Annotated in this window: 23 protein-coding genes and 1 tRNA gene; 7 read left to right on the forward strand and 17 right to left on the reverse strand. The window is 44.8% G+C overall.

The window, feature by feature from the left end; all coding sequences use genetic code 11:
• Positions 1-4 precede the first annotated feature (4 nt).
• Positions 5-2,218, reverse strand: coding sequence for a TonB-dependent receptor (locus MSG34_RS08180; RefSeq protein ID WP_248336997.1), 2,214 nt, complete (start codon positions 2,216-2,218; stop codon positions 5-7).
• A gap of 32 nt (positions 2,219-2,250) precedes the next feature.
• Positions 2,251-3,414 (reverse strand): MFS transporter, encoded by a 1,164-nt coding sequence (locus MSG34_RS08185; RefSeq protein ID WP_122054521.1) that lies wholly within the window; start codon positions 3,412-3,414, stop codon positions 2,251-2,253.
• A 151-nt stretch (positions 3,415-3,565) separates the two neighbouring features.
• Between MSG34_RS08185 and MSG34_RS08190 the strand changes: the two genes are divergently transcribed.
• The gene (locus tag MSG34_RS08190; RefSeq protein ID WP_248336999.1) at positions 3,566-5,281 is read left to right on the forward strand and encodes an IucA/IucC family protein; all 1,716 of its coding nucleotides are present in this window, start codon (positions 3,566-3,568) and stop codon (positions 5,279-5,281) included.
• 207 nt (positions 5,282-5,488) lie between these two features.
• On the opposite strand, the gene MSG34_RS08195 is transcribed toward MSG34_RS08190, so the two are convergent.
• Positions 5,489-5,565 (reverse strand) — tRNA-Arg (locus tag MSG34_RS08195).
• A 210-nt stretch (positions 5,566-5,775) separates the two neighbouring features.
• Here MSG34_RS08195 and folD point away from each other — a divergent pair.
• Positions 5,776-6,633, forward strand: a complete 858-nt coding sequence (gene folD / locus MSG34_RS08200) for a bifunctional methylenetetrahydrofolate dehydrogenase/methenyltetrahydrofolate cyclohydrolase FolD (RefSeq protein ID WP_017062367.1) — start codon at positions 5,776-5,778, stop codon at positions 6,631-6,633.
• A 118-nt stretch (positions 6,634-6,751) separates the two neighbouring features.
• Here the strand turns inward: folD and MSG34_RS08205 are convergent, their stop codons facing one another.
• The 5 genes from MSG34_RS08205 to MSG34_RS08225 all read right to left on the reverse strand — a co-directional run bounded on the left by MSG34_RS08205 (position 6,752) and on the right by MSG34_RS08225 (position 12,513).
• Positions 6,752-8,566 (reverse strand): sodium:proton antiporter, encoded by a 1,815-nt coding sequence (locus tag MSG34_RS08205; protein ID WP_248337001.1) that lies wholly within the window; start codon positions 8,564-8,566, stop codon positions 6,752-6,754.
• 166 nt (positions 8,567-8,732) lie between these two features.
• Positions 8,733-9,932, reverse strand: a complete 1,200-nt coding sequence (locus tag MSG34_RS08210) for a NupC/NupG family nucleoside CNT transporter (protein ID WP_019826134.1) — start codon at positions 9,930-9,932, stop codon at positions 8,733-8,735.
• A 205-nt stretch (positions 9,933-10,137) separates the two neighbouring features.
• Positions 10,138-11,058 carry a LysR family transcriptional regulator gene (locus MSG34_RS08215; RefSeq protein WP_248337245.1) on the reverse strand — a complete coding sequence of 307 codons (921 nt, stop codon included), beginning with the start codon at positions 11,056-11,058 and terminating at the stop codon, positions 10,138-10,140.
• 135 nt (positions 11,059-11,193) lie between these two features.
• Positions 11,194-12,192, reverse strand: coding sequence for a lytic murein transglycosylase (locus MSG34_RS08220; RefSeq protein WP_048615080.1), 999 nt, complete (start codon positions 12,190-12,192; stop codon positions 11,194-11,196).
• 30 nt (positions 12,193-12,222) lie between these two features.
• A complete protein-coding gene (locus tag MSG34_RS08225; protein WP_017062372.1) occupies positions 12,223-12,513 on the reverse strand; it encodes a YcgL domain-containing protein in 291 nt (96 codons plus the stop codon).
• A gap of 219 nt (positions 12,514-12,732) precedes the next feature.
• On the opposite strand from MSG34_RS08225, the gene minC reads away from it, so the two are divergent.
• The 3 genes from minC to minE are packed head-to-tail and all read left to right on the forward strand — an operon-like array spanning position 12,733 to position 14,499.
• Positions 12,733-13,395: a septum site-determining protein MinC gene (gene minC / locus MSG34_RS08230; protein ID WP_017063419.1), complete on the forward strand. Its 663-nt coding sequence runs from the start codon at positions 12,733-12,735 to the stop codon at positions 13,393-13,395.
• A 21-nt stretch (positions 13,396-13,416) separates the two neighbouring features.
• Positions 13,417-14,229 carry a septum site-determining protein MinD gene (gene minD, locus MSG34_RS08235; protein WP_009848498.1) on the forward strand — a complete coding sequence of 271 codons (813 nt, stop codon included), beginning with the start codon at positions 13,417-13,419 and terminating at the stop codon, positions 14,227-14,229.
• A 6-nt stretch (positions 14,230-14,235) separates the two neighbouring features.
• A complete protein-coding gene (minE, locus tag MSG34_RS08240) occupies positions 14,236-14,499 on the forward strand; it encodes a cell division topological specificity factor MinE (protein WP_010436847.1) in 264 nt (87 codons plus the stop codon).
• A gap of 129 nt (positions 14,500-14,628) precedes the next feature.
• On the opposite strand, the gene rnd is transcribed toward minE, so the two are convergent.
• The 8 genes from rnd to MSG34_RS08280 form a co-directional block, all read right to left on the reverse strand.
• Positions 14,629-15,747 carry a ribonuclease D gene (gene rnd, locus MSG34_RS08245; protein WP_048610438.1) on the reverse strand — a complete coding sequence of 373 codons (1,119 nt, stop codon included), beginning with the start codon at positions 15,745-15,747 and terminating at the stop codon, positions 14,629-14,631.
• Positions 15,748-15,890: 143 nt separating this feature from the next.
• Entirely contained in the window at positions 15,891-17,585 is a 1,695-nt protein-coding gene (gene fadD / locus MSG34_RS08250; protein ID WP_017062375.1) for a long-chain-fatty-acid--CoA ligase FadD, read from the reverse strand.
• A 106-nt stretch (positions 17,586-17,691) separates the two neighbouring features.
• Complete coding sequence (locus MSG34_RS08255) at positions 17,692-18,543, reverse strand: alpha/beta hydrolase (RefSeq protein ID WP_248337247.1); 852 nt, start codon at positions 18,541-18,543, stop codon at positions 17,692-17,694.
• A gap of 49 nt (positions 18,544-18,592) precedes the next feature.
• Positions 18,593-19,153: a Slp family lipoprotein gene (locus MSG34_RS08260; RefSeq protein WP_248337003.1), complete on the reverse strand. Its 561-nt coding sequence runs from the start codon at positions 19,151-19,153 to the stop codon at positions 18,593-18,595.
• A gap of 35 nt (positions 19,154-19,188) precedes the next feature.
• Positions 19,189-19,494 (reverse strand): hypothetical protein, encoded by a 306-nt coding sequence (locus MSG34_RS08265; RefSeq protein ID WP_017062378.1) that lies wholly within the window; start codon positions 19,492-19,494, stop codon positions 19,189-19,191.
• A 72-nt stretch (positions 19,495-19,566) separates the two neighbouring features.
• Positions 19,567-20,268, reverse strand: a complete 702-nt coding sequence (tsaB, locus tag MSG34_RS08270; RefSeq protein ID WP_050052397.1) for a tRNA (adenosine(37)-N6)-threonylcarbamoyltransferase complex dimerization subunit type 1 TsaB — start codon at positions 20,266-20,268, stop codon at positions 19,567-19,569.
• Between the two features lie 59 nt (positions 20,269-20,327).
• Positions 20,328-22,256, reverse strand: coding sequence for an ATP-dependent DNA helicase (locus tag MSG34_RS08275; RefSeq protein ID WP_048611472.1), 1,929 nt, complete (start codon positions 22,254-22,256; stop codon positions 20,328-20,330).
• Positions 22,257-22,416: 160 nt separating this feature from the next.
• Positions 22,417-22,617, reverse strand: a complete 201-nt coding sequence (locus tag MSG34_RS08280) for a hypothetical protein (RefSeq protein ID WP_017062381.1) — start codon at positions 22,615-22,617, stop codon at positions 22,417-22,419.
• A 282-nt stretch (positions 22,618-22,899) separates the two neighbouring features.
• Here MSG34_RS08280 and purU point away from each other — a divergent pair, with 282 nt between their 5' ends.
• Positions 22,900-23,733, forward strand: a complete 834-nt coding sequence (purU, locus tag MSG34_RS08285; RefSeq protein WP_248337004.1) for a formyltetrahydrofolate deformylase — start codon at positions 22,900-22,902, stop codon at positions 23,731-23,733.
• A gap of 533 nt (positions 23,734-24,266) precedes the next feature.
• Here the strand turns inward: purU and MSG34_RS08290 are convergent.
• On the reverse strand, positions 24,267-24,863 hold the full coding sequence (locus tag MSG34_RS08290) for a VOC family protein (RefSeq protein ID WP_248337006.1): 597 nt from the start codon (positions 24,861-24,863) through the stop codon (positions 24,267-24,269).
• Positions 24,864-25,210: 347 nt separating this feature from the next.
• On the opposite strand from MSG34_RS08290, the gene argS reads away from it, so the two are divergent.
• Positions 25,211-26,944 (forward strand): arginine--tRNA ligase, encoded by a 1,734-nt coding sequence (gene argS / locus MSG34_RS08295; protein ID WP_017063415.1) that lies wholly within the window; start codon positions 25,211-25,213, stop codon positions 26,942-26,944.
• Positions 26,945-26,965 lie beyond the last annotated feature (21 nt).

Consider the following 26,965-nt stretch of genomic DNA (forward strand, 5'->3'; position numbering starts at 1 on the left):
CACCCTAGAATGTCGCGCTGTAAGCAACAGAGAAGGTAGTGCCTTGACCGTTGTGAGTGAAAATTTCTTCAGGAACACTCGCACCGTAAAGCATTTGCGAACGCTGGCTCCAAAGCGTCTCGTACTCTCTGTTGAACAGGTTTGAAATGCCTAGGTTTAACTGACCAACCGGTAATGCCATGTAAGATGACACGTTAGCAAGGGTGTAACTCTCCAGCTTTTCGCCATCATCATCTTCGTAGCTTATGAAGCTATTGATCCTCAGCTCTGCGCCGTATTCAAGGTTATCGAAACCAAACCACACACTACCGGAACTAGGACTCGCTGATGCAGCAGATAGATCTTTCCAGTCACCAGAAACTTTAGTTTCACTCTTCACATAGTGAGCATTCACACCTGAGTAGATACTGTCCGTGAAGCTATATACTGCTTGACCTTCAACACCATAGATACGTTTGTCATCGTCTTCTACAACAACCGCAAATGTGGAGCGATCGTAATCTACTGTTTTATCTGAAAGTGAAATGTATGACGCAACTTGAGCATCTAAGTCACCTTCGGACATACGCCAACCAAGCTCTAGAGCATTTGTTTTAACACCTTGAAGTTCGGTGTTAGATACTGATGTCGAAGAGACTAGATTCGAACCTTCACCATATGGACCATCGTATTGACCTTGCCCAAAGAAGCGAGCTGGATCTGGCACATCAAAACCTTGAGATACATTTGCCCACACTTGTGATGTCTTGTTTAAATGGTAAACCGCGCCTAAGTTAAACAGCCACTCGTCATAATCGGTCTTACCACCAGCAATTGAATCTGGGTTTGAATACACCCCAAGCTGCGCTAGATGTTGTTGTAGAACCCCAACATGGTCACCAATTTCGTGCTCAATACGTTCATAACGGAATCCACCACTAACGGTAAGATCTGACGTCACTTCCATTTCTAACTGGTTAAATAACGCAATGAAACGACTATCCACATCTGGATAACGTTGTGCGGTTTGAGAAGGTACGAATACCATGCCACCCGAGCCTACTGACGTTGCTCGATCATAGATAGTCTGACTAGCGTCAAACGACTCTTGAGAAGCATCTAATCCAAATGTGGCAGAGACAGACTCAAACTGTTTAATTAATGCTAACTTCGCACCAAACACAGATGTGTTCTGCTCAGAGGCACCGTAGAGCGGGTATATGTTACCTGGCAAAGGCCATAGAGAGACTCGCGTTATCGTTGGGAATGGGAAGAAACGAATAGACTCATCACGGTAGTAAGCTTGAGCTAACAATTGGCCACCTAACACATCGGCATGACTGTATTGAGCATTAACCATGTATCTTTCAGTGTTTGGTTGTTCATCCAGTTGCAAGCCTTTACGCGTCTCGATCAATGAAGCATTGAAAAGACCACCCAAGTTTGCTCCAAGATAAGTAGAATACTCCGAGTCTTGCTCGCTATTGTAGTATTGAGCGCTAACAGACAGTGTTTGCTGCTCATCAAACGAGTATTCAGCGTTGGCCATCACATCTATTGTGTCATTGAACTGCAAATCTGTTTGAGTAATATCAGGGCGAACGATATCACCATTTGCGTCGTACACACCGCCAGTTCCACTATACGCAACTGAAAGTCTGCCTTTCAGATCGCCATGTCCACCAGAAACCGCAACCGCAATTTCTTTTGCCAAATCGTCACTGTTGTTGAAGCCAGAAGATGCACCAACTCTCGTTTCAAATGTTAGCTCGTCACTCTCCGCTTTTTTCGTGATGATGTTGATGATACCGCCAGCAGCACCGGCACCGTATACTGAAGTGGCTCCTGAAAGCACCTCAATTCGAGCAATATTGAAAGGATCAATACTATCCAATTGGCGGCTAATGTTTCGTGTTGAGTTAAGCGATACACCATCGATCATAAATAGAGCCGTACGACCACGCAAATTCTGAGAGAAGTTAGTCCGTGCGTCACTACCAAAATCAAAGCCCGGAATAAGTTGACCAAGAGCATTCTTGAGATCTGCACCAGTATTTATGACTTTTTCTAGCTCTTGCTGGTCAACAACCCACATGGTTGCTGCAACATCCGAAATAGCCGTTTCAGCTCGATTAGCGGTTACAACAATGGTCTCTGTATCAGAAGCGTGAGCAAGGTTAGCAAAAACCAATAACGCAATTGGGCTAAGCTTAGCCATGCATCGAGTGGTGGTGTTCATATCGTTAGTGTCCATTCTTATTAATTAGATTATTAGTAGGTGTGTGCTTGTTCCAATTCCGACGATGAATTAAGCCGCAACACACAATAGATTAGAGAGACAGAAATAAGCCCGATCAAAATAGAGAGCAGCCACTGTTGATTAAGAAACAATGCCGCAAATCCTGTCCCTAGGATGTGTCCACTTGTATAAGCTCGAGTTAAATACCCGCTAAGCTTTGATTGCATTAAAGTATCGTTTTCACTTTGAAGTAATCTCGCGGTATACCAAGCAGGTAAACCTGCGACGGCTAAGAGCAGCCACACAAGTGAGCCCCCGAGACCCCACCAATTCATCCCAAACATGACTAAGGTTGCACTGCCAATAATTAGGCTAGATAACAAGATACCCATAAAGTGATTGGATTGGCGTTGACTGAGAGATGGTATAAAACGAAGTTGATACACCACGAGCAAAATGCTCGTTGCAAGCATCAACGACGCATAAATGTCGGTCCCTTTCTCCCCTTGATATCCATGTAGAGATAAGAACTGTAAAACAAAGAATTGGAATACCGCGACCAAGGCTGTGGTAAGCAGCGCGGCAGTAAATGCAAAATAATGCATTGGTTTTATCGAATATTTCTTAGAAGTCGAATTGACATTTTTTTTCCACTGCCCTGCATCACAGCGAGTGAAAAATAACGGCAAGACCATGACGATAGGAAGCAGAAGTAAGTAACCAAACTCCATAGGAAGAAAGACCAAACTTGGACCAACGAGTCTTCCGAGCGTGAGAGCACTACTTAAGCGAGAAAGTGCCGCAGGTGTCGCGTCATTTTTAGTTGCTAACAAAGTTTGAGATAGAGGAAGAAACGCGCAACTAAAGGCGCCAATCAAAAATCGACTTCCGCCTAAAAGCAACAAATTCGGTACGTCCCCTAAGATCAGGGCAACAAACGTCAAGCAAGAGAAAGCATAGCCAAATGCAGCTAATTGAAACGATTTTGTAAAGCCAAGCTTACTGACAACAGCTCCCCAACGGCTGGCACCAAGCCAGTAACTGACAAGGTTCATGTTTACGGCAAGCACCAGCCCCCCCATCGAGGCGTTGATATCAGATGCTTCAAGCCAACCTGACAAAGATGGAATAGCAGCAACAACCAGAGTCTGGTTGATACCAAGCGATATCAATACCAGATAAAAAGCCAACTTCATAATGATCAACAATGCAAATGAGAATGATTGTTAATATAATTGCCATTTATGTTGCAGTGTGTCAATAATATTATGAACTTAAATTCATTTTATAAATAATGATCACCATTTGGTTTATTAAATAAATCAACTTACTAACGGATTGGACACAATGACACAGAACTCTTGGCTAAGTGTTAATCGCTCTCTGTGCGCGAAAATCATCTCTGAACTTCACTACGAAGAACTTCTAGAACCAACGAAACAGGACAAGGTTTGGTTTTTAGAAACCAAAAATGACAAATGGTACTTTGAAGCCAGTATCACAATTTGGGGGATGCTTGAAATCGCCCAAGACAGTATAGAATGCGAAAGTGGTAAAGCACCTTTAGCATCTCAATTACTTATTGATTTAAATAAATATTTAACAATATCTGACATCAACTTGGCTAACCTGCTTGAAGAGGTCCAGCAAACCCTTTATAGCGATATGGTCAGAATGAAAAAGCTAGAAGGAATGACAGCTGACGATTTAGCTTCCATGAGTGAAATCGACCGTCAGCAATATATCGATGCACATCCAAAAGCAATTGCTAACAAGGGTCGTCTTGGCTGGGGTGCCGATAATTTAGAACAATACTCCCCAGAGTCTGGTAATCCATTTCAATTGCGTTGGTTGGCCATTCGTAAATCTCAATGCGAAGCTGGAATTGCCCAGCCGACAAGCTACGATATCATTCTAAAAAACGTTCTTGGTGAGGCGGAATTCGATCAATTAAACGCAAAATTAGGGGCTCAATATCAAGATTTTTGGCTAGTTGCCATTCACCCTTGGCAGTTCCAACGATTTCTAACCAGTCAGTATGCTTGCTTGTTTATGAACGGTGATATCGTCGATCTCGGTCTAGCTGGAGCAGATTGGAAAGCTCAACAGTCCATTCGTACACTCAGCTCACCTTCTGAACATATTGCTTACGACGCTAAAACCGCTTTGAGTATTCTCAATACTTCTTGTTATCGTGGCATTCCAGGAAAATTTATTATTCAAGGACCTGAGCTATCTTCTTGGCTAGATAAACTCACGAAAACGGATGAAACATTAAAAGCGGCCGGCTTACATGTTCAACAAGAAGTCGCAGGCTTTTATGCCCCCCACCCATTTCAATCACAACTTGAGCAAGGACCTTATCGATATCAAGAGATGTTGGGTTGCATTTGGCGTGAGCGTGCTGAGCACATCATTGCAGAACATAAACGTCCAATCACTATGGCAGCTTTGATGCAAAGAGACCTCAACGGAAAGCCTTTAATTGGCTCTCTAATCGATGCATCAGATATCACTATTGAGCAATGGCTAGAAAAACTGTTTAACCATGTCGTGGTTCCACTCTACCATTTGATGTGTAAGTATGGCGTTGGTCTTGTTGCGCATGGACAAAACATCACTCTAGTTCTAGAAGACAATATACCTTGTGGTTGTATTATCAAGGATTTCCATGGCGACTTAAGAATCGTCAATCAAGAATTTCCCGAGTTAAATTCGCTTGATGGATCTATCAAAGAAACCCTCACACGATTACCGCCACACTATTTGATCCACGACTTATTAACTGGTCACTTTGTTACAGTGTTAAGGTTTATTTCTCCGAGAATCGCGGCGTTGGGCTTCGAAGAGGTAGACTTCTATCGCTTATTACGTCGTGTCATTCAGGCGTATAAAGAACAACATTCACACCTTGAAGAGAGGTTTAATCAATTTGATTTGATGACTCCACAAATCGACAAAATTTGCATAAATCGAGTCAGATTTAAGATTGGTTATGGGGATACGAACGAAAGACCACTGCCCGATATTGGAAAGCCAATTAATAACCCACTCATGCAATAGCTTATGTTTTAGTCGCCAGAGGAGCTATCGCAAACTTTGAAGCGACAAGTTAAGATTTATTTGCCCACTTGATTAACCTCTGATCGTGGGCTTTTTTCACTTTGCCATACCTGTAGATTCATCGTTACTTGACCATATACTTAACTACAAAGGCCAAAAACGACAAAGGCCTGACAACTTAAAAAGTTATCAGGCCTTATAGAATAATGGCACGCCCTGAAGGATTCGAACCTTCGACCACCTCCTTAGAAGGGAGGTGCTCTATCCAGCTGAGCTAAGGGCGCGCTACAGGAACGAATTATACGAATTCGAATCAGTAAAGCAACGGCTTTATGTAACATTCTGATCTAAGTGGGTAAAAAAAGGCCAACAAACATATAAGTGTTGGAAAATAGACCAAAGCAAACGTTTGCTTGATGGTAATCAAAAAGATTTTCTGGAATAATGCGCCAAAACATCAGCCACTAACTTGAATATCAATACTAAGGAAATTCATGACTGCTCAAAATATTGATGGAAAGCTAATTTCTCAAACGGTTCGCTCCGAAGTTGCTGCACGTGTAAAAGCTCGTACTGAAGCTGGATTACGTGCTCCGGGTCTAGCGGTTGTTTTAGTGGGTGAAGACCCTGCTTCTCAGGTTTACGTTGGAAGTAAGCGTAAAGCGTGTGAAGAAGTTGGCTTCGTATCTAAATCTTACGACTTGCCAGCCACTGCGACAGAAGACGAATTGTTAACACTGGTAGACCAACTGAACGACGATCCAGAGATCGACGGTATTCTTGTTCAACTGCCTCTACCAGCTGGCATTGATAGCACTCACGTTCTTGAGCGTATCACGCCAGAAAAAGACGTTGATGGCTTCCACCCATACAATGTCGGCCGTTTGGCTCAGCGTATGCCTAAGCTTCGCTCTTGCACACCAAAAGGCATCATCACGCTGCTTGACCGTTACAACATCGATTTACGTGGTAAACACGCGGTTGTGGTTGGCGCATCAAACATTGTAGGTCGCCCAATGACGCTAGAACTTCTTCTAGCAGGTTGTACGACGACAACATGTCACCGCTTCACCAAAGACCTTGAAGGCCACGTGCGTCAAGCAGACGTTGTTGTAGTTGCCGTTGGTAAGCCTAACTTCATTCCTGGCGCTTGGATTAAGAAAGGCGCTGTTGTGGTCGATGTTGGTATCAACCGCTTAGAGTCTGGCAAACTAGTGGGTGACGTTGAATACGACGTAGCGAAAGAAAGCGCAAGCTTCATCACACCTGTACCGGGTGGTGTTGGCCCAATGACGGTGGCGAGCCTAATCGAGAACACCATGATCGCTTGTGAGCAATTTCACTCAAAGTAGTCCGCAGCGCATATAAATAAAATTAGAAAGCCGCAACGTGATGAACGTTGCGGCTTTTTTGATGCTTAACGATTCGTCTTTGAAACAAGGCGACTCGCTTTTGATGAAGTGCTCGTTGCTACTTATCTGGAGTCTCAACTTTTTCCGTCTGTTCAGAAGGCGGTAATAAACTAATAAGCTCACACTCCGTTGATATGAGTTTTTCCAACTCAGATCCTTGTGTAATTAAACGGAAATCACCGCCAGTAATCACACCAAGAGGAATGGCTTTAGGATATAGAGAGTTAAACTCGTCTAAATCAAATGCCTCGGTCAAACCTGTACTTTTAATTTGACTACCCTGAGCCATCAGAGAGTTAAGCTTAGAATAGGTAATCCCTTCCGAAAACAGACTTCTATTGCCATCGCGGCTCACTTGATGCCTTTCATGTTTATTCTCTGAGGATTCAAGCTCAAACACCTTATTCTCACCAAACTCGTCTTGATAGTGCATGCTAACTAACGGGTTGGTTTGACGATAAGGCGACACGATCATCGCACGCCCTATCCCATCCAATTCCAGATTATTTTCAGCGTGGCTCGAAGCCGGGTTACCAAAATAAACATTCAAGTTTTCCATGCGCGCTAAGCGAATGCTTTCCCAGTTGGTATCGGCAAGCACACTGTTGATGTTGTGTGTCGCCAACACTTTGGCAAACTGGCGTGAAAACTGAGTCGCACCAAAGAAGATAACGCCTTGCGCCTTTTCTTGAGTCACACCTAGCCTTCTCGCCCACCAACTCGCGGTAAGGCTCTGAATCACTACCGTACCAATGATGACCAAAAACACCATTGGCACCAGTAAATCTGCCCCGTCAATCAATTGCTTCTCTTGAAGTTTGATCGCAAACAGAGAAGAAACCGCGGCAGCCACGATCCCGCGCGGCGCCATCCAGCTCAAAAACCATTTTTCCGCAGAAGTAAGATCCGTACCGATCCCGCTGAACCACACGCTCAAAGGACGCGCCACCAGCATCACTATCGCTAACAGGCCAACCCCACCCCAACCTATCGAGAGGAAGGTTCCTGAATCGAGCCTGCTCGCTAACAGAATAAACAACGCAGAAATAAGCAACACGGTTAAGGTTTCTTTGAATTCGATGATGTCTTCGATATCCAAGCCCTTCACGTTGGCAAGCCAGATCCCCATGATGGTCACGGTTAATAAACCAGACTCTTCACTCAGATCATTGGAAAACGAGAACGCCGCCAACATTAGCGTCAGCACAGCCACATTACGTAAATAGTGCGGTACCCAATGCCCTTGCAGCATCTTGGCAATCAAATGGCCACCGATGATCCCTAAGCCTAAACCTATGACTAACGTCAGGCCCAGAGCTGACAGAACGTGTCCGGTAGGGTCGGCAGAAGAAACGATGTACTCGTAAACGAGAACCGCAAACAGAGCGCCAATCGGATCAATCACTATCCCTTCCCATCGCAAGATACTTCCTAAGGAAGATTTAGGCTGAATACTGCGTAGCATGGGCACGATTACAGTAGGGCCAGTTACCACAACTAATGCCCCAAATAGAGCGGCTAACGGCCAACTGAAATCCACAAAGTAATAAGCACCCGCCACGATACACGCCCATGTAATCAACATGCCGAAACTCACGAGATGAGTCACCATCCGACCATGGCCTCTGATCTCTTTGAAATTTAGGGTTAATGCCCCTTCAAACAGGATGATGGCAACGCCTAATGAAATCATAGGAAACAGCACATCACCGAAAATGGCATCGGGATTTAGGATATTCAGGCCGGGACCTAACAACAGGCCAACGATAAGGAGAGGAAGAATAGCAGGAAGACGTAAACGCCAACCGAGTAGCTGACAAGCTAAAGACAAGAGTCCAATTAACGCCAAAGAAGAAGTAATCGACAAGTCCATTTGTGCCCCTAAAAGGTTTGTACCACACCCTGTGGTACAAAACTATTCAATGAAATAAGAAAGCCTACGTTCTTACACTATAGGCTCTCTTTTTCACGCTAACCGAATATTATTGTGATTAATCAGTCACTTTACTATAGGGGGGAGTAAAGTCATGATCCGTTAGCTATAGAGAAAGTACAACACCAGCAATAGCGGCACTCATTAAGTTAGCAAACACACCGGCACAAATTGCTTTGAAGCCATATTGTGAGATGAAAGAGCGACGCTCTGGAACTAAGCTACCCAAACCACCGATAAGAATCGCCATGGTAGAGATGTTAGCAAAGCCACATAGAGCAAAAGTTACGATCGCTTGTGAGTGCTCACTTAGTGCCTCTTTAGCGTCCATTAGTTGGATGAAAGCCACGAACTCGTTCACGACAATCTTGTTACCGATCAATGAGCCCGCAACCACAGCCTCAGACCACGGTACACCGATCAGCCATGCAACGGGTGCAAACACATAACCTAGGATAAGTTCGAAGCTTAGGTTTACGCCAAACCAGCCGCCAACGATACCTAGCAAGCCATTCAGCATTGCAATCACACTGATAAAGGCAAGAAGTGTTGCACCCACCGCAACGGCAATACGAAGTCCAGACATAGCCCCATCTGCCATTGCCTCAACTACGTTTGTTGCTCGTGGAATTTCTACATCAGACTCAATATTTTCTTGAGCGTCATCTGGGCTGCCAGGTACTAAGATTTTAGCCATCAATAGACCGGCTGGTGCAGACATGAATGCCGCAGCGATCAGGAAGTTTAGGTCAACGCCAAGCGATGCATAACCCACTAGCGTGCCACCAGCGACAGAAGCTAAACCACACACCATCACAGCAAACAGTTGTGAATCCGTCATGTGCTTTAAGTAAGGTTTAACCACCAATGGCGCTTCAATCATGCCGACAAAGATGTTGGCAGTCGCAGACAGTGATTCCGCACGACCTGTGCCCAAGAACTTCTGCAGTGCACCACCGATAAGGTTGATCACTTTTGGCATAAAGCCGATGTGGTACAAACCAGAGATAAGCGCAGAGAAAAAGATAATGATGCCCAGAACATTAATCGCGAAAACGAAACCGTTGTTCGTAAGGCCACCAAATAGGAAGTTAATCCCCTCTTGACCGTAGTTGATCAAGCTAGATACCGCACCCGTGGCTGCATTCAACGCTTCTTTACCCATTGGTACATAAAGAACCAATAGCGCGAATGAGATTTGTAATAAGAAAGCCAAAGAGACTGTTCTTAGTGGAATATTTTTTCTGTCCGTAGATAGTAACCAAGCGGCAACTAAAATAGTGATAATTCCAAGTAGGGAAGCCATGTGCGTCAACCTAAAAGTTGTAGATAGGAAAGGCGACGCATTCTATAGAGGAAATCGTTTGCGGCAAGCTGAGGTTGTTAACGTGATGTTGGGGTAATCACGATTTAACTATGAGTATAATTAAGTTATTGAATTTTAATAATTAACTTTGATTAAAAAGCGTACTTTTTCCATATGGAAATTATATTTATAGATTAGGAAACAGTTAGCGATGCAGTTCAACGCACGTTTTGAGGTTTTTGTCCCAATACGTCGGCGACCCAATATGATCTTTGATGAACTCAATCACAGCTGAAAGCTTCTTTGGCATGTTCTTTCGACTCGGGTAAACGGCATAAAATGGCATCAGCTGACTGGCTCTCCACTCTGGTAATACTTGAATCAACTTACCCGTTCTAAACTCTTCTTTCACTAAGTAAGTCGCCAAATAAGCAACGCCCCACCCTGATAATGCCGCGTCTCGTACTGCCTCAGCCAAATCGACTGAGTAATCGCCCGCAACTTTGACGCTGAGGTTTTCTTGCCCGTTATCAAAAGCCCACGATGTGTAATCTCTTTCACGGCTGCGATAAATAAGACAGTTATGGTCAATCAAATCGGAAGGTACATGTGGCGTCCCAGCCTTAATCAGATAATCCGGTGACGCAGCCACCACAAACTGACTGTCGGCTAAACGCTGCGCAATGTAACCTTCAGGCAGGTCTTCATTATTGGTGATCCAGAGATCCAAGCGCTCTTCAATCATGTCCACCTTATAGTCGAACAAGTGGACCTCGATTCTCAACTGAGGATAAAGCTGTCTGAGTTGATCAATCGCCGGAATGATATGCAGTGTGCCAAATGACTGCGACAACCCGACGCGCAAGATTCCAGAGATATCATCGCGCTGGCTGTCCATATCCATCTGAGCCGCTTTTACCGTGTTAAACAACTGCTCACAATGTTGATAGAACACGTCTCCCGCTTCAGTCAGCGTGAGGCTTCGTGTGGTGCGTTGCACCAGCTTGATGCCGATTGAGTCTTCAAGCAAAGCGACTTGCTTACTGATATGAGACACCGAAACGTTCAAGCTTTTTGCAGCACTGGTAAAGCCTTCGTGCTTGATCAGCGCATGAAATATCACCATCTGTGCAGCTCTATCTGTTAGCACAAGATCACCTTATTAAATCTCTGAAATATAAAATCAAAAAGGACTCCGAAGAGTCCTTTAGTTCGTTCTGCCTATGGTAGGCCAAATGCTATTCAAAGCGACTTACGTCTGTTAATCAAACTTAATTCTGTCGGCTAGATGGCTTACTGCCAAAGCAAAGTAGTAAGAACGGTTCCACTTCATTAACACATTGTAGTTGTTGTAAATGAGGTACGAACGACCCGCTTCGTCATCTGGCATTATCAACCAAGCTTTAATGTCTTCATCAAGCGTTGGCAGTGGGCGATCGTCATAGCGTTTAATACCGAGTTCAGACCACTCTTTTAAGTATTTCGCTTTGTCTTCGTCTCGACCTTGTAAATCGATCGACACGGTTGACGGAACATGAACCTGACGACCCCAAGTATATTTGTCATCCCACCCTGATTGGCTGAGATAATTGGCCGCCGAAGCAAATACGTCTTCTTCAGTGCCCCAAATGTCTTTCTTGCCATCACCACTGCCATCAGCGGCGTAAGCTAAGAATGAGCTTGGCATAAACTGAGGTTGACCCATCGCACCAGCCCAAGAGCCTTTCATCTCTTTTGGTGCAATATGGCCTTGATCAAGAATCTTCAATGCCGCCATCGCTTCGCTACGGAAGAAAGCTTCTCGGCGTCCTTCATAAGCCATGGTAGTTAGGGCGTCGATAACGCTGTAATTGCCCGTGAACTTACCAAAATTACTCTCAACGCCCCATAGCGCGACAATGAATCTTGGTTGAACACCATATTCATCACCAATACGCTTTAACGCGGTGTAGTGTTCCTTATAGAGTGACCTTGCTTGCTTCACTTTCCAATCTGGAACCGCTCGTGGAATGTATTCATCCAGAGTCAGTTTTTTCTCAGGTTGGTTTTTGTCGGCTTTTACCGCTCTTGGCTTAAACGTTACACCATCAAAGGCTTCATCAATGATCGCTTCAGAGATGCCTTCTTCACGGCCTTGTTGTTTTAGTTTTTCTACATATTGCTCGAAGCTCAGTTCTTCTGCTTGTACTGAACTTATGGTCAGGCTATTACCCAATAGTAATGCCGACACAGCCAATATGGTTTTCGAAAATTTACTCAACGATCACTCCTCCTTGAATTGAGGTGGCTATCACTCTTCGTCTTGAGATTTCTGTTGGGCTTTACGCTCTTTATGAAGCTCAAGTTCGTTAACTGGTGGTGGTGGAACCTGCAAAAAGAAACCATCGGTATTCAGTGATTCTTTCACTTTTTCGATGTTTACTTGAGCCAGTTTACGGCCATCCATTTTAATTACCATTACAAAACTAGGTTTACCAAACATTTGCATCAATGCGTCAGGAACTTGTGAAAAATCATCCTTCTTAGGGATATAAAGGTATGTTCCTTCTTTCTTTGAGCTTTTATATATAGAACACAGCATGACAAACCTTTTAATTGATTATGACTACAAAACTCTCACTTGCGAGATCAATAGTTTATGTTAGGGAAATATTGGGAACAAAACGTCCATTTGACAACAAGATTACTTGCTGTGCTTGGTTTGGGAATATAACATGATAAACCTAGTTTCAGGCAATGCCCTTTATTTTATTGATAAAGAAATTGTACCAATCCGCTATTGAGGTCCTGTAGTTTTTCGATGTCTAGTAACCCAGATCTAAAAGGTAGCAGCTTTACGCTATCTGTTTTGCACTTATCCGATGATCAAGTCGAAAATGCAGTCTCTTTTCTTCAAGAGAAAGTAGACCAAGCACCTACGTTTTTCGCTGCCGCGCCTGTTGTTATCAACATCAGCAAAGTTGCGGGCGATATCGATTTTGTGCAACTTAAAAATGGTATATCTCAAGCGGGCATGATCCCGGTTGGTGTGGCTGGCTGTTCTGATAAGCGCATGCAAAACCTCGCTAAAGAAGCCGGTTTTGCAGTGATGACGGCAAGCAAGTCGCCGTCTCAAGCTCCAGCGAAGATGGCACCAATCAAGGTGATTAGAACCCCTATTCGTTCTGGTCAGCAGGTTTATGCGAAAGATGGCGATCTATTGATACTCAGCCATGTGAGTGCAGGCGCGGAAGTGATTGCCGATGGCAGCATCCATATTCATGGCACTTTACGCGGCCGTGCGATTGCGGGTGCAAGTGGTCAAACTGAAGCAAAAATAATTTGTAATGACTTACAAGCCGAGCTGGTTTCCATTGCTGGAAATTACTGGCTCAGCGATCAAATTGAAAGCGAGTACTGGCAGAAGAAAACCATGTTCAGTATGGCAAACGATGTATTACACGTTGATGTCCTCGCAATATAAGAGAAATAAAAGGAAAACAGAATGGCACGCATTATCGTTGTAACGTCAGGTAAAGGCGGGGTAGGCAAAACGACCTCCAGTGCAGCTATTGCCTCGGGTCTGGCTTTAAAAGGAAAGAAAACCGCAGTTATCGACTTTGATATCGGTCTGCGTAACCTAGATTTAATTATGGGTTGTGAGCGTCGTGTTGTGTACGACTTCGTTAACGTTATCAATGGTGAAGCAACGCTGAACCAAGCGATGATCAAAGACAAGCGCACAGAGAACCTGTTCATTCTTCCTGCTTCTCAAACTCGTGATAAAGACGCACTAACAAAAGATGGTGTTCGTCGTGTATTTGATGAACTGGATGAAATGGGCTTTGATTTCATCATCTGTGATTCTCCTGCAGGTATCGAGCAAGGCGCTCTGATGGCGTTGTACTTCGCTGATGAAGCGATTGTAACCACCAACCCAGAAGTCTCTTCAGTACGCGATTCAGACCGTATTCTAGGTATTCTTGACTCTAAATCTCGTCGTTCAGAAGACGGCTTAGAGCCAGTGAAAACACACCTTCTATTGACTCGCTACAACCCAGCACGTGTAACTCAAGGTGAGATGCTCAGTGTTGAAGACGTTGAAGAAATCCTGCACATCTCTCTACTGGGTGTAATTCCAGAAAGCCAAGCGGTACTCAATGCATCGAACAAGGGTGTTCCAGTTATCTTTGACGAAGCAACCGACGCAGGTATGGCTTACAATGATACTGTAGAGCGACTACTGGGTAGCCAAGTTGACTTCCGCTTCTTAACGGAACAGAAGAAAGGCATCTTCAAACGACTGTTCGGGGGCTAATACACAATGTCATTATTAGAGTTTTTTAGACCACAGAAAAAGACAACCGCAAACCTAGCGAAAGAACGTTTGCAGATCATTGTTGCAGAGCGACGCAGCCATGACGACCCAGCGCCGTCTTACCTGCCGCAACTAAAAGAAGACATCTTGAAGTGCATTGCCAAGTACGTTGAGGTCGATCCATCAATGGTTGATCTAACTTTTGAACACAAAGATGACGACATCTCAGTGCTAGAGCTGAATGTTAAGCTTCCAGAAGAAGATCGATAATCTTTCTGAACAAGATAGGCAGGTAATGCACTTGCTTGTATTGATTGAATAAAAAAGAGAGCCTAGGCTCTCTTTTTTGTATCTGCAGTTTATAGCTGTAACTAAGTTAGGCTTTAAAGCAGCAAGCGGTTATTTGATCGCTTTACTCAGCTTTTCGCCAACCACATCTAAACGCCAGCCTTGCATAACATCAGGCAGCTTCTCTGGGTTACGATCGTGCTTCCACACCCAGCTTAACACTTGGTTAAGTTGCTTCTTAGATGCCAAGAATTCCGTCGCCAAACCACTGTGTTGTGATGCTGTTTTCACTTCATCTTTCAACACTTTGAAGAGTTGCTTGTAGCCAGGGAAGTCCATTAGACGTTCTACTGGTGCTGGGTACTCTTCTTCTGGTGTATGTTCCGCTAACTTAACAATTGAGCTAATCTTCGCACCATGGCGACGCACAGAGCGGTAATCGAAGCCTTCTTGCTCCATGTGCTTAGGATCTTTCATCGCAAAACGCGCCACAGCCCATAGATCTTGTTCTTTGAAGACAAAGTTCAGCGCTAAATCGCGCTTGATTGCTTCTTTTAGACGCCAAGTTGCTAGAGGTCGTAAGATCGCTAGCTGCTTAGGTTTAAGCTGCCACGCCCCTTTAATATCAAGGTAGGCAGTGTCTGGGTTTACTTTACGGATGCGCTTGGCAACTTGTAAGTCAGACTCTTGTTGAGCCGCTTCCCACCAGCCAGCTTCCATCACTTTTTCTAGAAGCTTGTTGTACATTGGCATTAGGTAATGCACGTCTGCCGCTGCGTAGTCCAATTGCTTTTGAGAAAGCGGACGCGCCAGCCAGTCAGTACGAGATTCACTCTTGTCAAGATCGACACCGACAAACTCTGAAACCAGAGCAGCAAAGCCCGTAGATAAACCATGACCTAAGAAAGCTGCCATGATCTGGGTATCAACCATTGGGGTTGGTGTACAACCAAATGTGTTTTGGAACACTTCCAAATCTTCACCACAAGCATGCAGCACTTTCAGAACAGAGGCGTCTTTCAACAATCCAACAAATGGTGTCATTTCACCAAGAGCAATAGGGTCAATCAGTGACAGCGTTTCACCATCAAATAACTGAATCAAGCCTAATTGAGGGTAATAGGTTCTTGTACGAACAAACTCCGTATCAAGCATAACGACATCGGCTTCACGTGCTTGTTGGCAAACTCGTTCAAGGTCTTTCAATTGGGTAATGATTTGATAATCCACAAAAACTCTCACAGGTTTCTATTTGATCGCCGGATACAAAAATGCCGACATTAACTGTCGGCATTCTAACACCATTTTTCAGCGCTCGCTTAGATTAAGCGCCTCAATGGTTTTGGTGCAGTACTTTCTCGTAAACGGGCTAGTTATTCGCTAGCGCGTTTCGCAAGTTCTGCATCGTTTTCTTCACGCAGTACACGACGTAAGATCTTACCTACGTTAGTCTTTGGAAGATCATCTCTGAACTCGACTAATTTAGGGATCTTATAACCCGTTAAATGCTCACGACAGTGCGCGATAATGTCTTCTTTGGTTAGGCTAGGGTCACGCTTAACCACGTAGATCTTAACCAGCTCACCAGACACTTCATGAGGCTGGCCGATAGCTGCTACTTCTAACACTTTACCGTGCAGAGCCACTACGTCTTCAATCTCGTTCGGGTAAACGTTGAAGCCTGATACAAGAATCATATCTTTCTTACGGTCAACGATGTACAACAAGCCTTCGTCATCAAACTTAACGATGTCACCTGTCGATAACCAACCGTCTTGATCGATCACTTCTTTGGTCGCTTCAGGGCGCTGCCAGTAACCTTGCATCACCTGAGGACCACGAACTTGTAGCTCGCCTACTTGGTCATTAGCAATAACCTTGCCTTCATCATCAACAATACGAACTTCTGTCGATGGTACAGGTAGGCCAATAGCACCTGTGTAGTCTTTAAGGTCGTATGGGTTACCCGTTACCAGTGGTGAACACTCAGTTAAGCCATAGCCTTCCAATAGGTGAATGCCTGTCGCTTTCTTCCATTGCTCAGCAACAGCGCGTTGAACCGCCATGCCGCCGCCAACAGATAGGCGTAGGTTACTGAAATCCAACTCGTGGAAATCTTCGTTATTAACTAGTGCATTAAACAGTGTGTTTACACCGGTAATCGCAGTAAACGGAACCTTTTGCAGCTCTTTAATAAAGCCAGGAATATCACGAGGGTTAGTAATTAGAAGGTTACGACCACCCATCTCAACAAACAGTAAGCAGTTCACCGTCAGTGCAAATACGTGGTAAAGCGGTAATGCCGTTACAACTAACTCGCGGCCTTCTTGCAGAACAGGACCGTAAGCCCCTTTCGCTTGAAGTACGTTCGCAATCATATTGCGGTGCGTTAGGATTGCGCCCTTCGCTACACCCGTAGTACCACCTGTGTACTGTAGGAACGCGATGTCATCACCCGCCATGAACGGCTTCACATATTGAAGACGACGGCCTTTGTGCAGCGCTTTTCTGAATGAGATAGCACCCGGCAGATCATACTTAGGCACCATGCCTTTTACGTATTTCACTACGAAGTCGACAATTGTCCCTTTCGCGCGTGGCAGCATTTGCCCTAGGCTAGTTAGAACTACGTGTTTAACCGGCGTGTTATCAACGACTTTCTCTAGCGTGCTCGCAAAGTTAGATACGATAACAATCGCCTTTGCACCAGAATCGTTCAGTTGATGTTCAAGCTCACGAGGTGTGTACAGTGGGTTGACGTTCACTGCAATCATACCGGCACGCAATACACCAAATAGTGCAATTGGGTATTGCAGTAGGTTTGGCATCATTAGCGCGACGCGATCGCCCTTCTTCAGTTTCAAGTCATTCTGCAAGTAAGCGGCAAAAGCACGGCTGCGCTCTTCAAGCTTACGGAATGTCATAATCGAGCCCATGTTCTCGAATGCAGGTTGGTCCGCGTACTTCTGTACCGACTGTTCAAACATTTCTACAAGAGATGGGTACTGATCTGGGTTGATCGTTTCTGGTACGTCACTTGGATAACGTGAAAGCCAAGGTTTATCCACGATGTTACTCCTCGTTTATCAGCTGACGACTGCTTCGCCGCTTTTTATCATTGCGGTATTACAGCACAGCTTTAGTGCATGAGCACTAAAAGGCTCAAACACTTGTTTAAATTTTGTTAACTACACCAAGAATTAGCTCGGAAACTAGCTCTGGGCTCTCTAAATGACAATGATGTCCACCAGCAACAGTCTCTATATGCAGAGGACTATGCACTGATTTGTAGCGATTATGCTGCAAATGTCGGAATCCATCATTCCCTAGGATTATTAATTGAGGGCATTCAATAGCCGCCATAATCGCTTCAGCGTGCGCCTGTGACATTCGATATAACGAGTCACATTTTAGACTAGGGTCGCATCGCCATTGCCAAGAGTTCTCGAACTCGACAATACCTCGCTCAACAATAGGAGCGATTAATTCAGCATTAATTTGGTTGGCGTGAGCTCTCAGCTTAATAGCATCCTCAAGGCTTGCCAGAGGACGTGAAGGCTTTCTTCGCTGTCGAAGACGACTGAGTACCCCATCCCTCAAGCGAGAGACTGTTTCGTGGGGAGCTTCAGAAAGAGGTCCGTGACCTTCAATTTGAATTAATCCTGACACCTTTTCAGGAAAGGCGGCACTATAGCAACTTGCTATCAATGCACCAAGTGAATGTCCTACCAGTACCAGTCTGTTTGGCGATAATTTAGTCACCAACTGATGCAAGTCATCAATATAATCATGAAATGGGTAGTAACTTCCCGATTTGTGCGACGAGAAGCCGTGTCCGAAGAGATCGATAGCTACAAGGTGAGCATTGGGAGTAAGCTTGGCGACTTGCTGCATAACCTGGTTAAAACTGGACGAATTGTCCAACCACCCATGAATAAAAACGACCGTCGTTGCGGTCGTTTGTGGGTTGCCAATCTGTTGTGTTGCAAGCGTCCCGCTCGCAAGGGAGTATGACTTTTCAATCATCAAACATGTAGTTCCATCTGTTTGCGTAATCAACGTGGAATAAAATTAATTACTCTACGTCCTGTATCACTCGGCCTTGTCTTGGCATCGTTTGAAAACTGCGACAATGTAAACTTCTGCACGAGTAGTAGGTTGGTGCAAAATCGTTAACAACAACGCGCTCAGTAATGTTCCACAGGCGTTGGTTGTCCACTTTCATCACAGGGAAGGTGTAAGGGTATTCCCCTATTTTTCCATTTTCACTTCCGCTTGACTGACCAACCAATGTAATCAGACGACCTTCTGCAAAACTTAGAGGCTCAACATACCCTTCAATATAACCAACAAAACGTCCGCTTGGCTCTGCGTCTAGATCTGGCTTACCGCTACTCGAAATCGGCATATTAGCGACTTCGATTCGAGTCTTATCTTTCAAGTTGGTTACTTTAGAGATAACGCCACCTAATCGAACACTTTTTGCATCCGGTAGTTGGTCAACCCATTGCTGGTAATCGCTAATCACAGGCTCTGATTTTGCTTCAAGCTCGCTAGGAAGTGATGAACACCCGGCAAGTACCAAGACACCAAGAGAAAAGGCTATTAAGCGTAATTTAGAGAGATAATTTGACATGGTTCTGGTCCTTAAACAGGCATTAATAAGAAGCTCTAGATGTAGATATCGACACCGATAAGCTTTGCAAGTTCTTCTTTCTTCGCCTGATTCATTACGTCCATATACTCTTCCATAGCCTTACGTCCTCGGCCTTCTGGAAGATCATACTGGATTTGAGCCTTGTGTAGTTCAGACTCTTTAACTTGACGAATAGAATGAGAAACAGCATTAGCCACCTTAGTCGGTTGCCCAACAGCAGTGCTAGCATCAGATTTTTTTGCCTGCTCCTTCTTTTTGATTCGATTCGGCTTAGACGTGCTGCCTATCGAAGAAGGAGGTAAGTTGTTAATTGATACCATGACTAAATATCTGCCCTCTCAAATCTAAATAATACGCATTTAGACCTAATTTGCATCAGAACCTTGTAAAAATTATTCGCGACCTGGCAGTTTCTTCCAAGTCACTTTGTCACGAAGATAAACTGGCTCAGACTCTTCTGCTGCAACCGCTTTACCTTCTGCATAAGCGAATTGAGCAAGGAACGCCATATCTTGAGCTTCTGGGAATAGCACTTCACACGCTTTGGTGTTGATCGCAAGTGTATCCATATGCTCAGAGTAAGCTTCCCAACCGGTACCGACTTTCGCCCATGTTTCAGAATCTGCTTCTAACTGCGCAGCCAATTCACTTGGTGGCGTTACACATTCGGCATCAATCGCAGTCCAACGACCATCTTGTTCGCGGCTGTAACGCGCCCAGTACACTTCACTCATACGCGCATCAATCGCTGTCGCAACGTGAGTTTCACCAAATTTACGGTAGCTGCCTTGCGCCATCGCTGCCAGTGTAGAGACGCCGATCATCGGTAAATCAGCACCAAAAGCTAAGCCTTGAGCAATACCAATACCAATACGCACACCCGTGAAACTGCCTGGGCCTTGGCCAAACGCGATAGCATCGATATCGGTTAAAGCGACATTCGCTTCTTTCAGTACTTCATCCACCATAGGTAGAATTTTTTTCGTATGGTCTCGAGGAGCCTCTTCGCTACGTGCGAACACCTGGTCACCCATTACTAATGCAACTGAACAGTTTTCAGTTGCGGTATCTACTGCAAGAATTTTCGCGCTCATTTGTGTCTCAAATATCTGTTATCTAATCTAAAAATAATGGCTAAACTCAACAATGCCAATTAATCAGCAGCGGTTGAATGGTCTTTAGCTAAGAATTCTTTAATGACCCCTAAGTCACGGGTACGTGGAATAGGCGGTAAACTCGCCAAAAATATGCCACCGTAATCGCGAGTCACCAATCGGTTATCGCAAATAATCAAAGCGCCATTATCGCGCTTGTCACGTATCAATCGGCCGACACCTTGTTTCAAGGTAATCACAGCGTCTGGCAACTGTACCTGTGCAAAAGGATCACCCCCTTTTAATTTACAGTCCTCGATTCGAGCCTTAAGTAAAGGGTCATCAGGGGCCGTAAAGGGCAATTTATCGATGATAACACAGCTTAATGCGTCGCCCCTAACATCTATCCCCTCCCAGAAAGCACCCGTAGCCACCAGCAATGCGTTACCTAATTCCATGAATTCGGCTAAGGTTTTTTGCTTACTTGTCTCACCTTGCAGCAGAACTGGAACCGAGAGTGTTTCACGGAATCGCTCCCCCAACTCTTTCATCATGCTGTGTGAAGTACATAAGAAGAAACAGCGACCTTGGTTTTGCTCAATCACCGGAGTCAGCATTCTTACTAACTTATCGGCTAAGCCTGGGCTATTCGGTTCAGGAAGATAACGAGGAACACACAAGCGCGCCTGATTCGGATAGTCAAACGGGCTTGGCAGTGAAAACTGTGCCGACGGTTTTAGCCCCAAGCGTGAGGTGAAATGGTCGAAATCGTCCGATACCGCCAAGGTTGCAGAGGTAAATACCCAAGCGCCCGGTTTAAGCTCAATCTGCTCGTGGAACTTATCAGCGACGGAAAGCGGTGTGATGTGCAGAGCAAAGTGGCGCGGTGTAGTGTCATACCAATACGAATAGCCAGTAATCGACACGTCGCATACACGTTCGATACGCGACTTAATCATGTTTGCGCGTTCGAAAGCGGTATCTAACAGCTGGCTTCGCCCAAGTGCTAACTTCAATACATCAACAGCAAGTTGCAGAGCATCTTGCAAACGAACTAACTCGCGTGCAATCGACTCGGATTTCAAGGCTTCGCGCCAGTTACCACGAAAGCCGGTATCACCAAGCACAATACGCAGATCGGCTGACGATTGAACGAGCCTATCCCCTACTTTCTGTAGCTGACGCATGTCTTTGGCTTCAGTTCGGTAAGCAATTTCAATGTCTTTGGCTAACTCTTGGATCTGTCGACTGGAAACCGATTGTCCGAAGTACTGACTGGCGATATCGGGAAGTTGATGCGCTTCATCGAAAATAAACACATCGGCTTCAGGAATCAGCTCACCGAATCCGGTCTCTTTAATCGCTAAATCCGCTAAGAACAAGTGGTGGTTCACTACAACGACATCAGAGTCCATCGCTTTTTTACGCGCTTTCAGCACGAAACAATCAGTGTAGCTTGGGCACTCTTTGCCTAAGCAGTTGTCATTGGTCGAGGTAATCGTCGGGATAACCGGGCTATCTTCAGCGATATCATCACAATCGCCCAGATCACCCGTTTGTGTGGATGACGACCAACTACGAACTTTGACTAACTGAGCGAGCAGTGTTGGGTCGGTATGAGCGCCATGACTCTCGATCATTTGACGGCTGAGCCTATCCAAACACAAATAGTTTGAACGCCCTTTGAGTAACGCAACTTGACCATAAAAGCCAAGCGCATCGACCATCAAGGGTAAATCTCGGTGAAACAGCTGTTCTTGAAGGTTTTTAGACCCCGTACTAATGATGGTTTTCTTACCACTCAGCAGCGCTGGCACTAAGTAAGCAAAGGTCTTACCGGTACCCGTTCCCGCTTCAACAACTAATTGGCTCTGTTTCTCAATCGCTTGTGAAACCGCTTCAGCCATGTCTAGCTGAGCTTGTCGTGGTTGAAACCCGGGGATCGCTTTACCCAGAGCACCATCAGCAGAAAACGTTTTAGATATCATAGAGTACGAAGTTTAGAAAAATAGAAGGCGAATTATGGCAGGTTTAGTGAGCCGGCGCGAATCAAGAATGACTTCGCACCGGAGGTGTTTGGTTTAGTTTGACTTGACTTAAGCTACCTTGAAGGTAAGAACTGAAGAAGTAAGAATTAGAGAATCGTTTTTATTTTCGACTTAGATAACGTGACAGCCAAGGGGCACCTTCAAAATGGTTATCACCGGGCTGTATGGCTTTCGCTGCATCGGTTGGTGAGGTCTTACTTTCCCACATTTCATCTAGAACATGACCATCTAACTCGGTACCTCTCGCTAATGAATTCACTCGCTTGCAGTACAGTTTTTTGGCTAGTAACTCTTTATCCATAAGTATCACCTCTATTTTTGGCCAAGGCATAAATGCCTCGGTTGAAGTTCAAATGCGTACTACGGTCAAAACTTTTAAAAATGAAGCTTCTGCCTGTTTTTCTATCTAAAAACTGATATTTCTATATCAAACAATTTATCAAAGCGATAAATGAGCAGCAGAATTTGTTGAAACCAACTTGATAATAGATTAATTATAACGGTGATATTGCGGCTCAGTTCACCGTTCGACGGCCTGCATTTAATTTGAAGAATAAAAATATTTCATGGAAGTAAGATGCAAATGGAAAGAAAAACTTTACTAACACATTGTACTGATGCCCCGGGCCTCATCTCTAAGATCACCAACATTTGTTATAAGCACCAACTCAATATTATTCACAACAATGAGTTCGTAGATAACACAAGTGGCCACTTCTTTATGCGCACCGAGCTTGAAGGGTATTTCAATGATGAAACCTTGCTTGCCGATTTAGACCAAGCCCTGCCAGAAAACACGAAACGTAAGCTTGTTGATTCATCTCGCAAGCGTGTTGTGATACTCGTGACCAAGGAAGCACATTGCCTTGGCGACATTCTAATGAAGAACTTCGATGGCAGCTTAGACGTTGAAATCGCGGCCGTTGTCGGTAACTACGACATTCTACAAAGCCTAACCGAGCGCTTTGACATCCCTTACCACCATGTTTCTCACGAAGGGCTAAACCGTGAAGAACATGAGAAGAAAATGTTAGAAGTGATTGACCAATACGAGGCTGATTACCTTGTTTTAGCTAAGTACATGCGAGTGCTGACTCCAGGATTTGTTGAAAAGTACAACCACAAGATCATCAATATCCACCACAGCTTTTTGCCAGCATTTATTGGCGCGAAGCCATACCAACAAGCGTATGAGCGCGGCGTGAAGATCATTGGCGCAACGGCACACTTTGTGACTAATGATTTAGATGAAGGCCCAATCATTAAGCAAGATGTTATCCCTGTGGATCACAACTTCAACGCGAAAGACATGGCACAAGCCGGTCGTGACGTAGAGAAGAATGTATTAAGTAAGGCGCTAAACAAGGTGATCAATGATCATGTGTTTGTTTACGGCAACAAGACAGTGATTCTGTAAGTCGGATATCGATTTCCGGTAAGACTTCCAGTTAAAACCCAATAAAAACGCGCAATAGGGTTAGCCCATCGCGCGTTTTTTGTATCTGATGATCAGACTCGCTTTATGAGATTCCCGACTACGCTCCTTCGTCGCTATCGGGAATGACGAAATCGGTGATGAATCTTCTAGCTATAGGCTTCTAACATACGTCCTCGAATACTCAGCCTGTCAGTATCCAAAGATAAACTCTGGCAAACACCATCGAACACTCCGTCATTCCGATGAATCTAGGCGAGATCAGGAATCTCTTTCCAACAAACTACAAACCGAAACTATTGGTCATCAGTTCGCTTTATGATATTCCTGACTACGCTCCTTCGTCGCTATCGGGAATTACGAAGTCGATGATGAACCTTCTAACTATAGGCTCTAACATACGCCCTCGAACATTCAGTTTGTCAGTACCCAAAGATAGACTCTGGCAAATTTCATCGAACACCCCGTCATTCCGACGAGCCTAGGCGAGCTCAGGAATCTATTGTCAGCAACTCTTAAGCCTGTTCTGACTCCACAATCTTCTTCAACGAGTGTGGATGCAGCTTGATGCAAATTCCTTGATGCTTGAATGCAACCGTTGGGTTATTCAGACGTTCACCCTCGCCTTTCGGGCTAGAGAGTTTGATCTTAACGCCTTGCTCTGCCAGCGTTTCAAAGTTAGCAGCGAACTGCGGGTAAGTTTCTTTAAGATCCGCTAGATACTCATCAGCTGTTTGGGCGTGAGAAGGAATCACAAACTCTACATGCTCCCAGTCTTGGCTTGGGTAAATCTTACCTTCTGCTGGATATGGCAGCTCCAAACATTCAATGCTCCAGCCAAGGCTTTGCAAGGGTTCATCGAAAGCCAACACCACAATTGGACGACCATTGATCATCGCCTCTGAAATCGTAGAGCCGTACTCAGACCATGCTTGATGGGCAGATTTCGCTAACTCAGTGTCATTGATTCGCAGCGCAATATGATCCGCTTGAGCAAAGCTTAAATCCAAACCCAATGTATTTCCTAGGTTCTCGATTTTTGCCATAAAGGTATCAAGGCGGGCGATCATTTGTTGTGGTTCTAGTTCAGCTTGCTTCAGGCTCATCATCATTGTCTGTGTTCTCCAAATAATGGCTGCATGTTATCAGTTTTGCCTTTTGCAACAAGCGTTGCTTTTACAAAAAATACTCAATAACTATGTTCTTTTCGCTCCTTAAACATGCAAACGCGTCTTGGTAAAAGTCGATTGTCAAAAACCACTCAGGAAATGTTAATTTTCTATCAATTCGACCTATAAGAAACCCCACAAAATTGGTATGATTAACGCCATTTTTGTGAACTTAAACAGTGTCTGTTGTTCATTTCGGCATTAAATCGTTAACTAGACGCATAATTAACCAATTTAATGACCTCGAAATAACGGCCACTCTTATCATCCTTGAATTGAAGGAAACGCGTGTGAATATCCAAGCACTTATTAATGACAAAGTATCTCAGGCTCTAGAAGCCGCTGGCGCACCTGCAGGCTCTCCTGCGGCTGTTCGCCAATCTGCAAAACCACAATTTGGTGACTACCAAGCAAACGGCGTTATGGGCGTTGCTAAGCGACTAGGCACCAATCCTCGAGAGTTTGCTCAAAAAGTATTGGACGTTCTAAACCTAGACGGTATCGCTTCTAAAGTAGAAATCGCAGGCCCAGGTTTCCTTAACATCTTCCTAGATGAAGCTTTCCTAGCACAACAAGCAGACGCAGCATTGGCTGATTCTCGCCTTGGTGTTGCAGTAGCAGAAACACAAACAATTGTTGCGGATTACTCTGCACCAAACGTTGCGAAAGAGATGCACGTTGGTCACCTACGTTCAACGATCATCGGTGATGCGGTAGTTCGTACTCTTGAATTCCTAGGCCACAACGTTATCCGTGCTAACCACATCGGTGACTGGGGTACTCAATTTGGTATGCTTATCGCAAACCTTGAGCGCGTTCAGGCTGAATCTGGCGAAGTTTCAATGGAGCTTGCTGACCTTGAAGGCTTCTACCGTGAATCTAAAAAGCTTTACGATGAAGACGAAGAGTTCGCAGTTAAAGCACGTGGCTACGTTGTTAAACTGCAAAGCGGCGACGAGTTCTGCGCAGAGATGTGGAAGAAGCTTGTTGACGTAACAATGATTCAAAACCAACGCAACTACGATCGCCTAAACGTGTCTCTTACACGTGATGACGTAATGGGCGAAAGCATGTACAACCACATGCTTCCAACTATTGTTGCTGACCTAAAAGAGCAAGGTCTTGCTAAAGAAGATGACGGCGCACAGGTTGTATTCCTAGACGAATACAAAAACAAAGATGGCGACCCAATGGGCGTTATCATCCAGAAACGTGACGGCGGCTTCCTTTACACAACAACAGATATCGCTTGTGCAAAATACCGTTTTGAAGAACTAGGCGCAGACCGCGTGCTTTACTTCATCGACTCACGTCAGCACCAACACCTAATGCAAGCTTGGACTATCGTTCGTAAAGCAGGTTACATCCCAGAATCTGTTTCTCTTGAGCACCACGCGTTCGGCATGATGCTAGGTAAAGATGGTAAGCCATTCAAGACTCGTGCAGGCGGTACTGTTCGTCTTGCTGATCTTCTTGATGAAGCAGAAGTTCGTGCAGCGCAGCTAATCGAATCTAAGAACCCAGAACTAGCAGAAGACGAGAAGAAAGCGATCGCGAACACTGTTGCTATGGCAGCGGTTAAGTACGCAGACCTTTCTAAGCACCGTACTACTGACTACGTGTTCGATTGGGACAACATGCTTGCATTCGAAGGCAACACAGCACCGTACATGCAGTACGCATACACTCGTGTTGCTTCTGTATTTGCTAAAGCTGGCATTTCTATGGACTCGCTTGAAGGTGAAATCAAAATCACTGAAGAGAAAGAGAAAGCACTTATCGCGAAACTTCTACAATTCGAAGAAGCGGTACAGTCTGTTGCTCGTGAAGGCCAACCACACATCATGTGTAGCTACCTGTTCGAACTTGCTGGTCAATTCTCTAGCTTCTACGAAGCGTGCCCTATCCTAGTTGCTGAAGACGAAGCTGTTAAACAGAGCCGTCTGAAGCTTGCTGCACTAACAGCGAAGACGATCAAGCAAGGTCTGTCGCTTCTAGGTATCGATACTCTAGAGCGCATGTAAGCGATTCGAGATTCGAGATTC

It is taken from the genome of Vibrio sp. 1CM2L, assembly GCF_023161695.1.
Taxonomy (GTDB): domain Bacteria; phylum Pseudomonadota; class Gammaproteobacteria; order Enterobacterales; family Vibrionaceae; genus Vibrio; species Vibrio coralliirubri.

Bases quoted from the DNA above. Each gene is read 5' to 3' on its own strand.
- MSG34_RS08215 (WP_248337245.1), bottom strand. From the start codon at position 11,058: ATGGTGATATTTCATGCGCTGATCAAGCACGAAGGCTTTACCAGTGCT.
- MSG34_RS08275 (WP_048611472.1), bottom strand. From the start codon at position 22,256: ATGATATCTAAAACGTTTTCTGCTGATGGTGCTCTGGGTAAAGCGATC.
- minE (WP_010436847.1), top strand. From the start codon at position 14,236: ATGTCATTATTAGAGTTTTTTAGACCACAGAAAAAGACAACCGCAAAC.
- MSG34_RS08180 (WP_248336997.1), bottom strand. From the start codon at position 2,218: ATGAACACCACCACTCGATGCATGGCTAAGCTTAGCCCAATTGCGTTA.
- minC (WP_017063419.1), top strand. From the start codon at position 12,733: ATGTCTAGTAACCCAGATCTAAAAGGTAGCAGCTTTACGCTATCTGTT.
- MSG34_RS08185 (WP_122054521.1), bottom strand. From the start codon at position 3,414: ATGAAGTTGGCTTTTTATCTGGTATTGATATCGCTTGGTATCAACCAG.
- folD (WP_017062367.1), top strand. From the start codon at position 5,776: ATGACTGCTCAAAATATTGATGGAAAGCTAATTTCTCAAACGGTTCGC.
- MSG34_RS08225 (WP_017062372.1), bottom strand. From the start codon at position 12,513: ATGCTGTGTTCTATATATAAAAGCTCAAAGAAAGAAGGAACATACCTT.
- MSG34_RS08190 (WP_248336999.1), top strand. From the start codon at position 3,566: ATGACACAGAACTCTTGGCTAAGTGTTAATCGCTCTCTGTGCGCGAAA.
- MSG34_RS08255 (WP_248337247.1), bottom strand. From the start codon at position 18,543: ATGATTGAAAAGTCATACTCCCTTGCGAGCGGGACGCTTGCAACACAA.
- minD (WP_009848498.1), top strand. From the start codon at position 13,417: ATGGCACGCATTATCGTTGTAACGTCAGGTAAAGGCGGGGTAGGCAAA.
- MSG34_RS08210 (WP_019826134.1), bottom strand. From the start codon at position 9,932: ATGGCTTCCCTACTTGGAATTATCACTATTTTAGTTGCCGCTTGGTTA.
- tsaB (WP_050052397.1), bottom strand. From the start codon at position 20,268: ATGAGCGCGAAAATTCTTGCAGTAGATACCGCAACTGAAAACTGTTCA.
- MSG34_RS08290 (WP_248337006.1), bottom strand. From the start codon at position 24,863: ATGATGATGAGCCTGAAGCAAGCTGAACTAGAACCACAACAAATGATC.
- MSG34_RS08280 (WP_017062381.1), bottom strand. From the start codon at position 22,617: ATGGATAAAGAGTTACTAGCCAAAAAACTGTACTGCAAGCGAGTGAAT.
- MSG34_RS08260 (WP_248337003.1), bottom strand. From the start codon at position 19,153: ATGTCAAATTATCTCTCTAAATTACGCTTAATAGCCTTTTCTCTTGGT.
- purU (WP_248337004.1), top strand. From the start codon at position 22,900: ATGGAAAGAAAAACTTTACTAACACATTGTACTGATGCCCCGGGCCTC.
- MSG34_RS08205 (WP_248337001.1), bottom strand. From the start codon at position 8,566: ATGGACTTGTCGATTACTTCTTCTTTGGCGTTAATTGGACTCTTGTCT.
- MSG34_RS08265 (WP_017062378.1), bottom strand. From the start codon at position 19,494: ATGGTATCAATTAACAACTTACCTCCTTCTTCGATAGGCAGCACGTCT.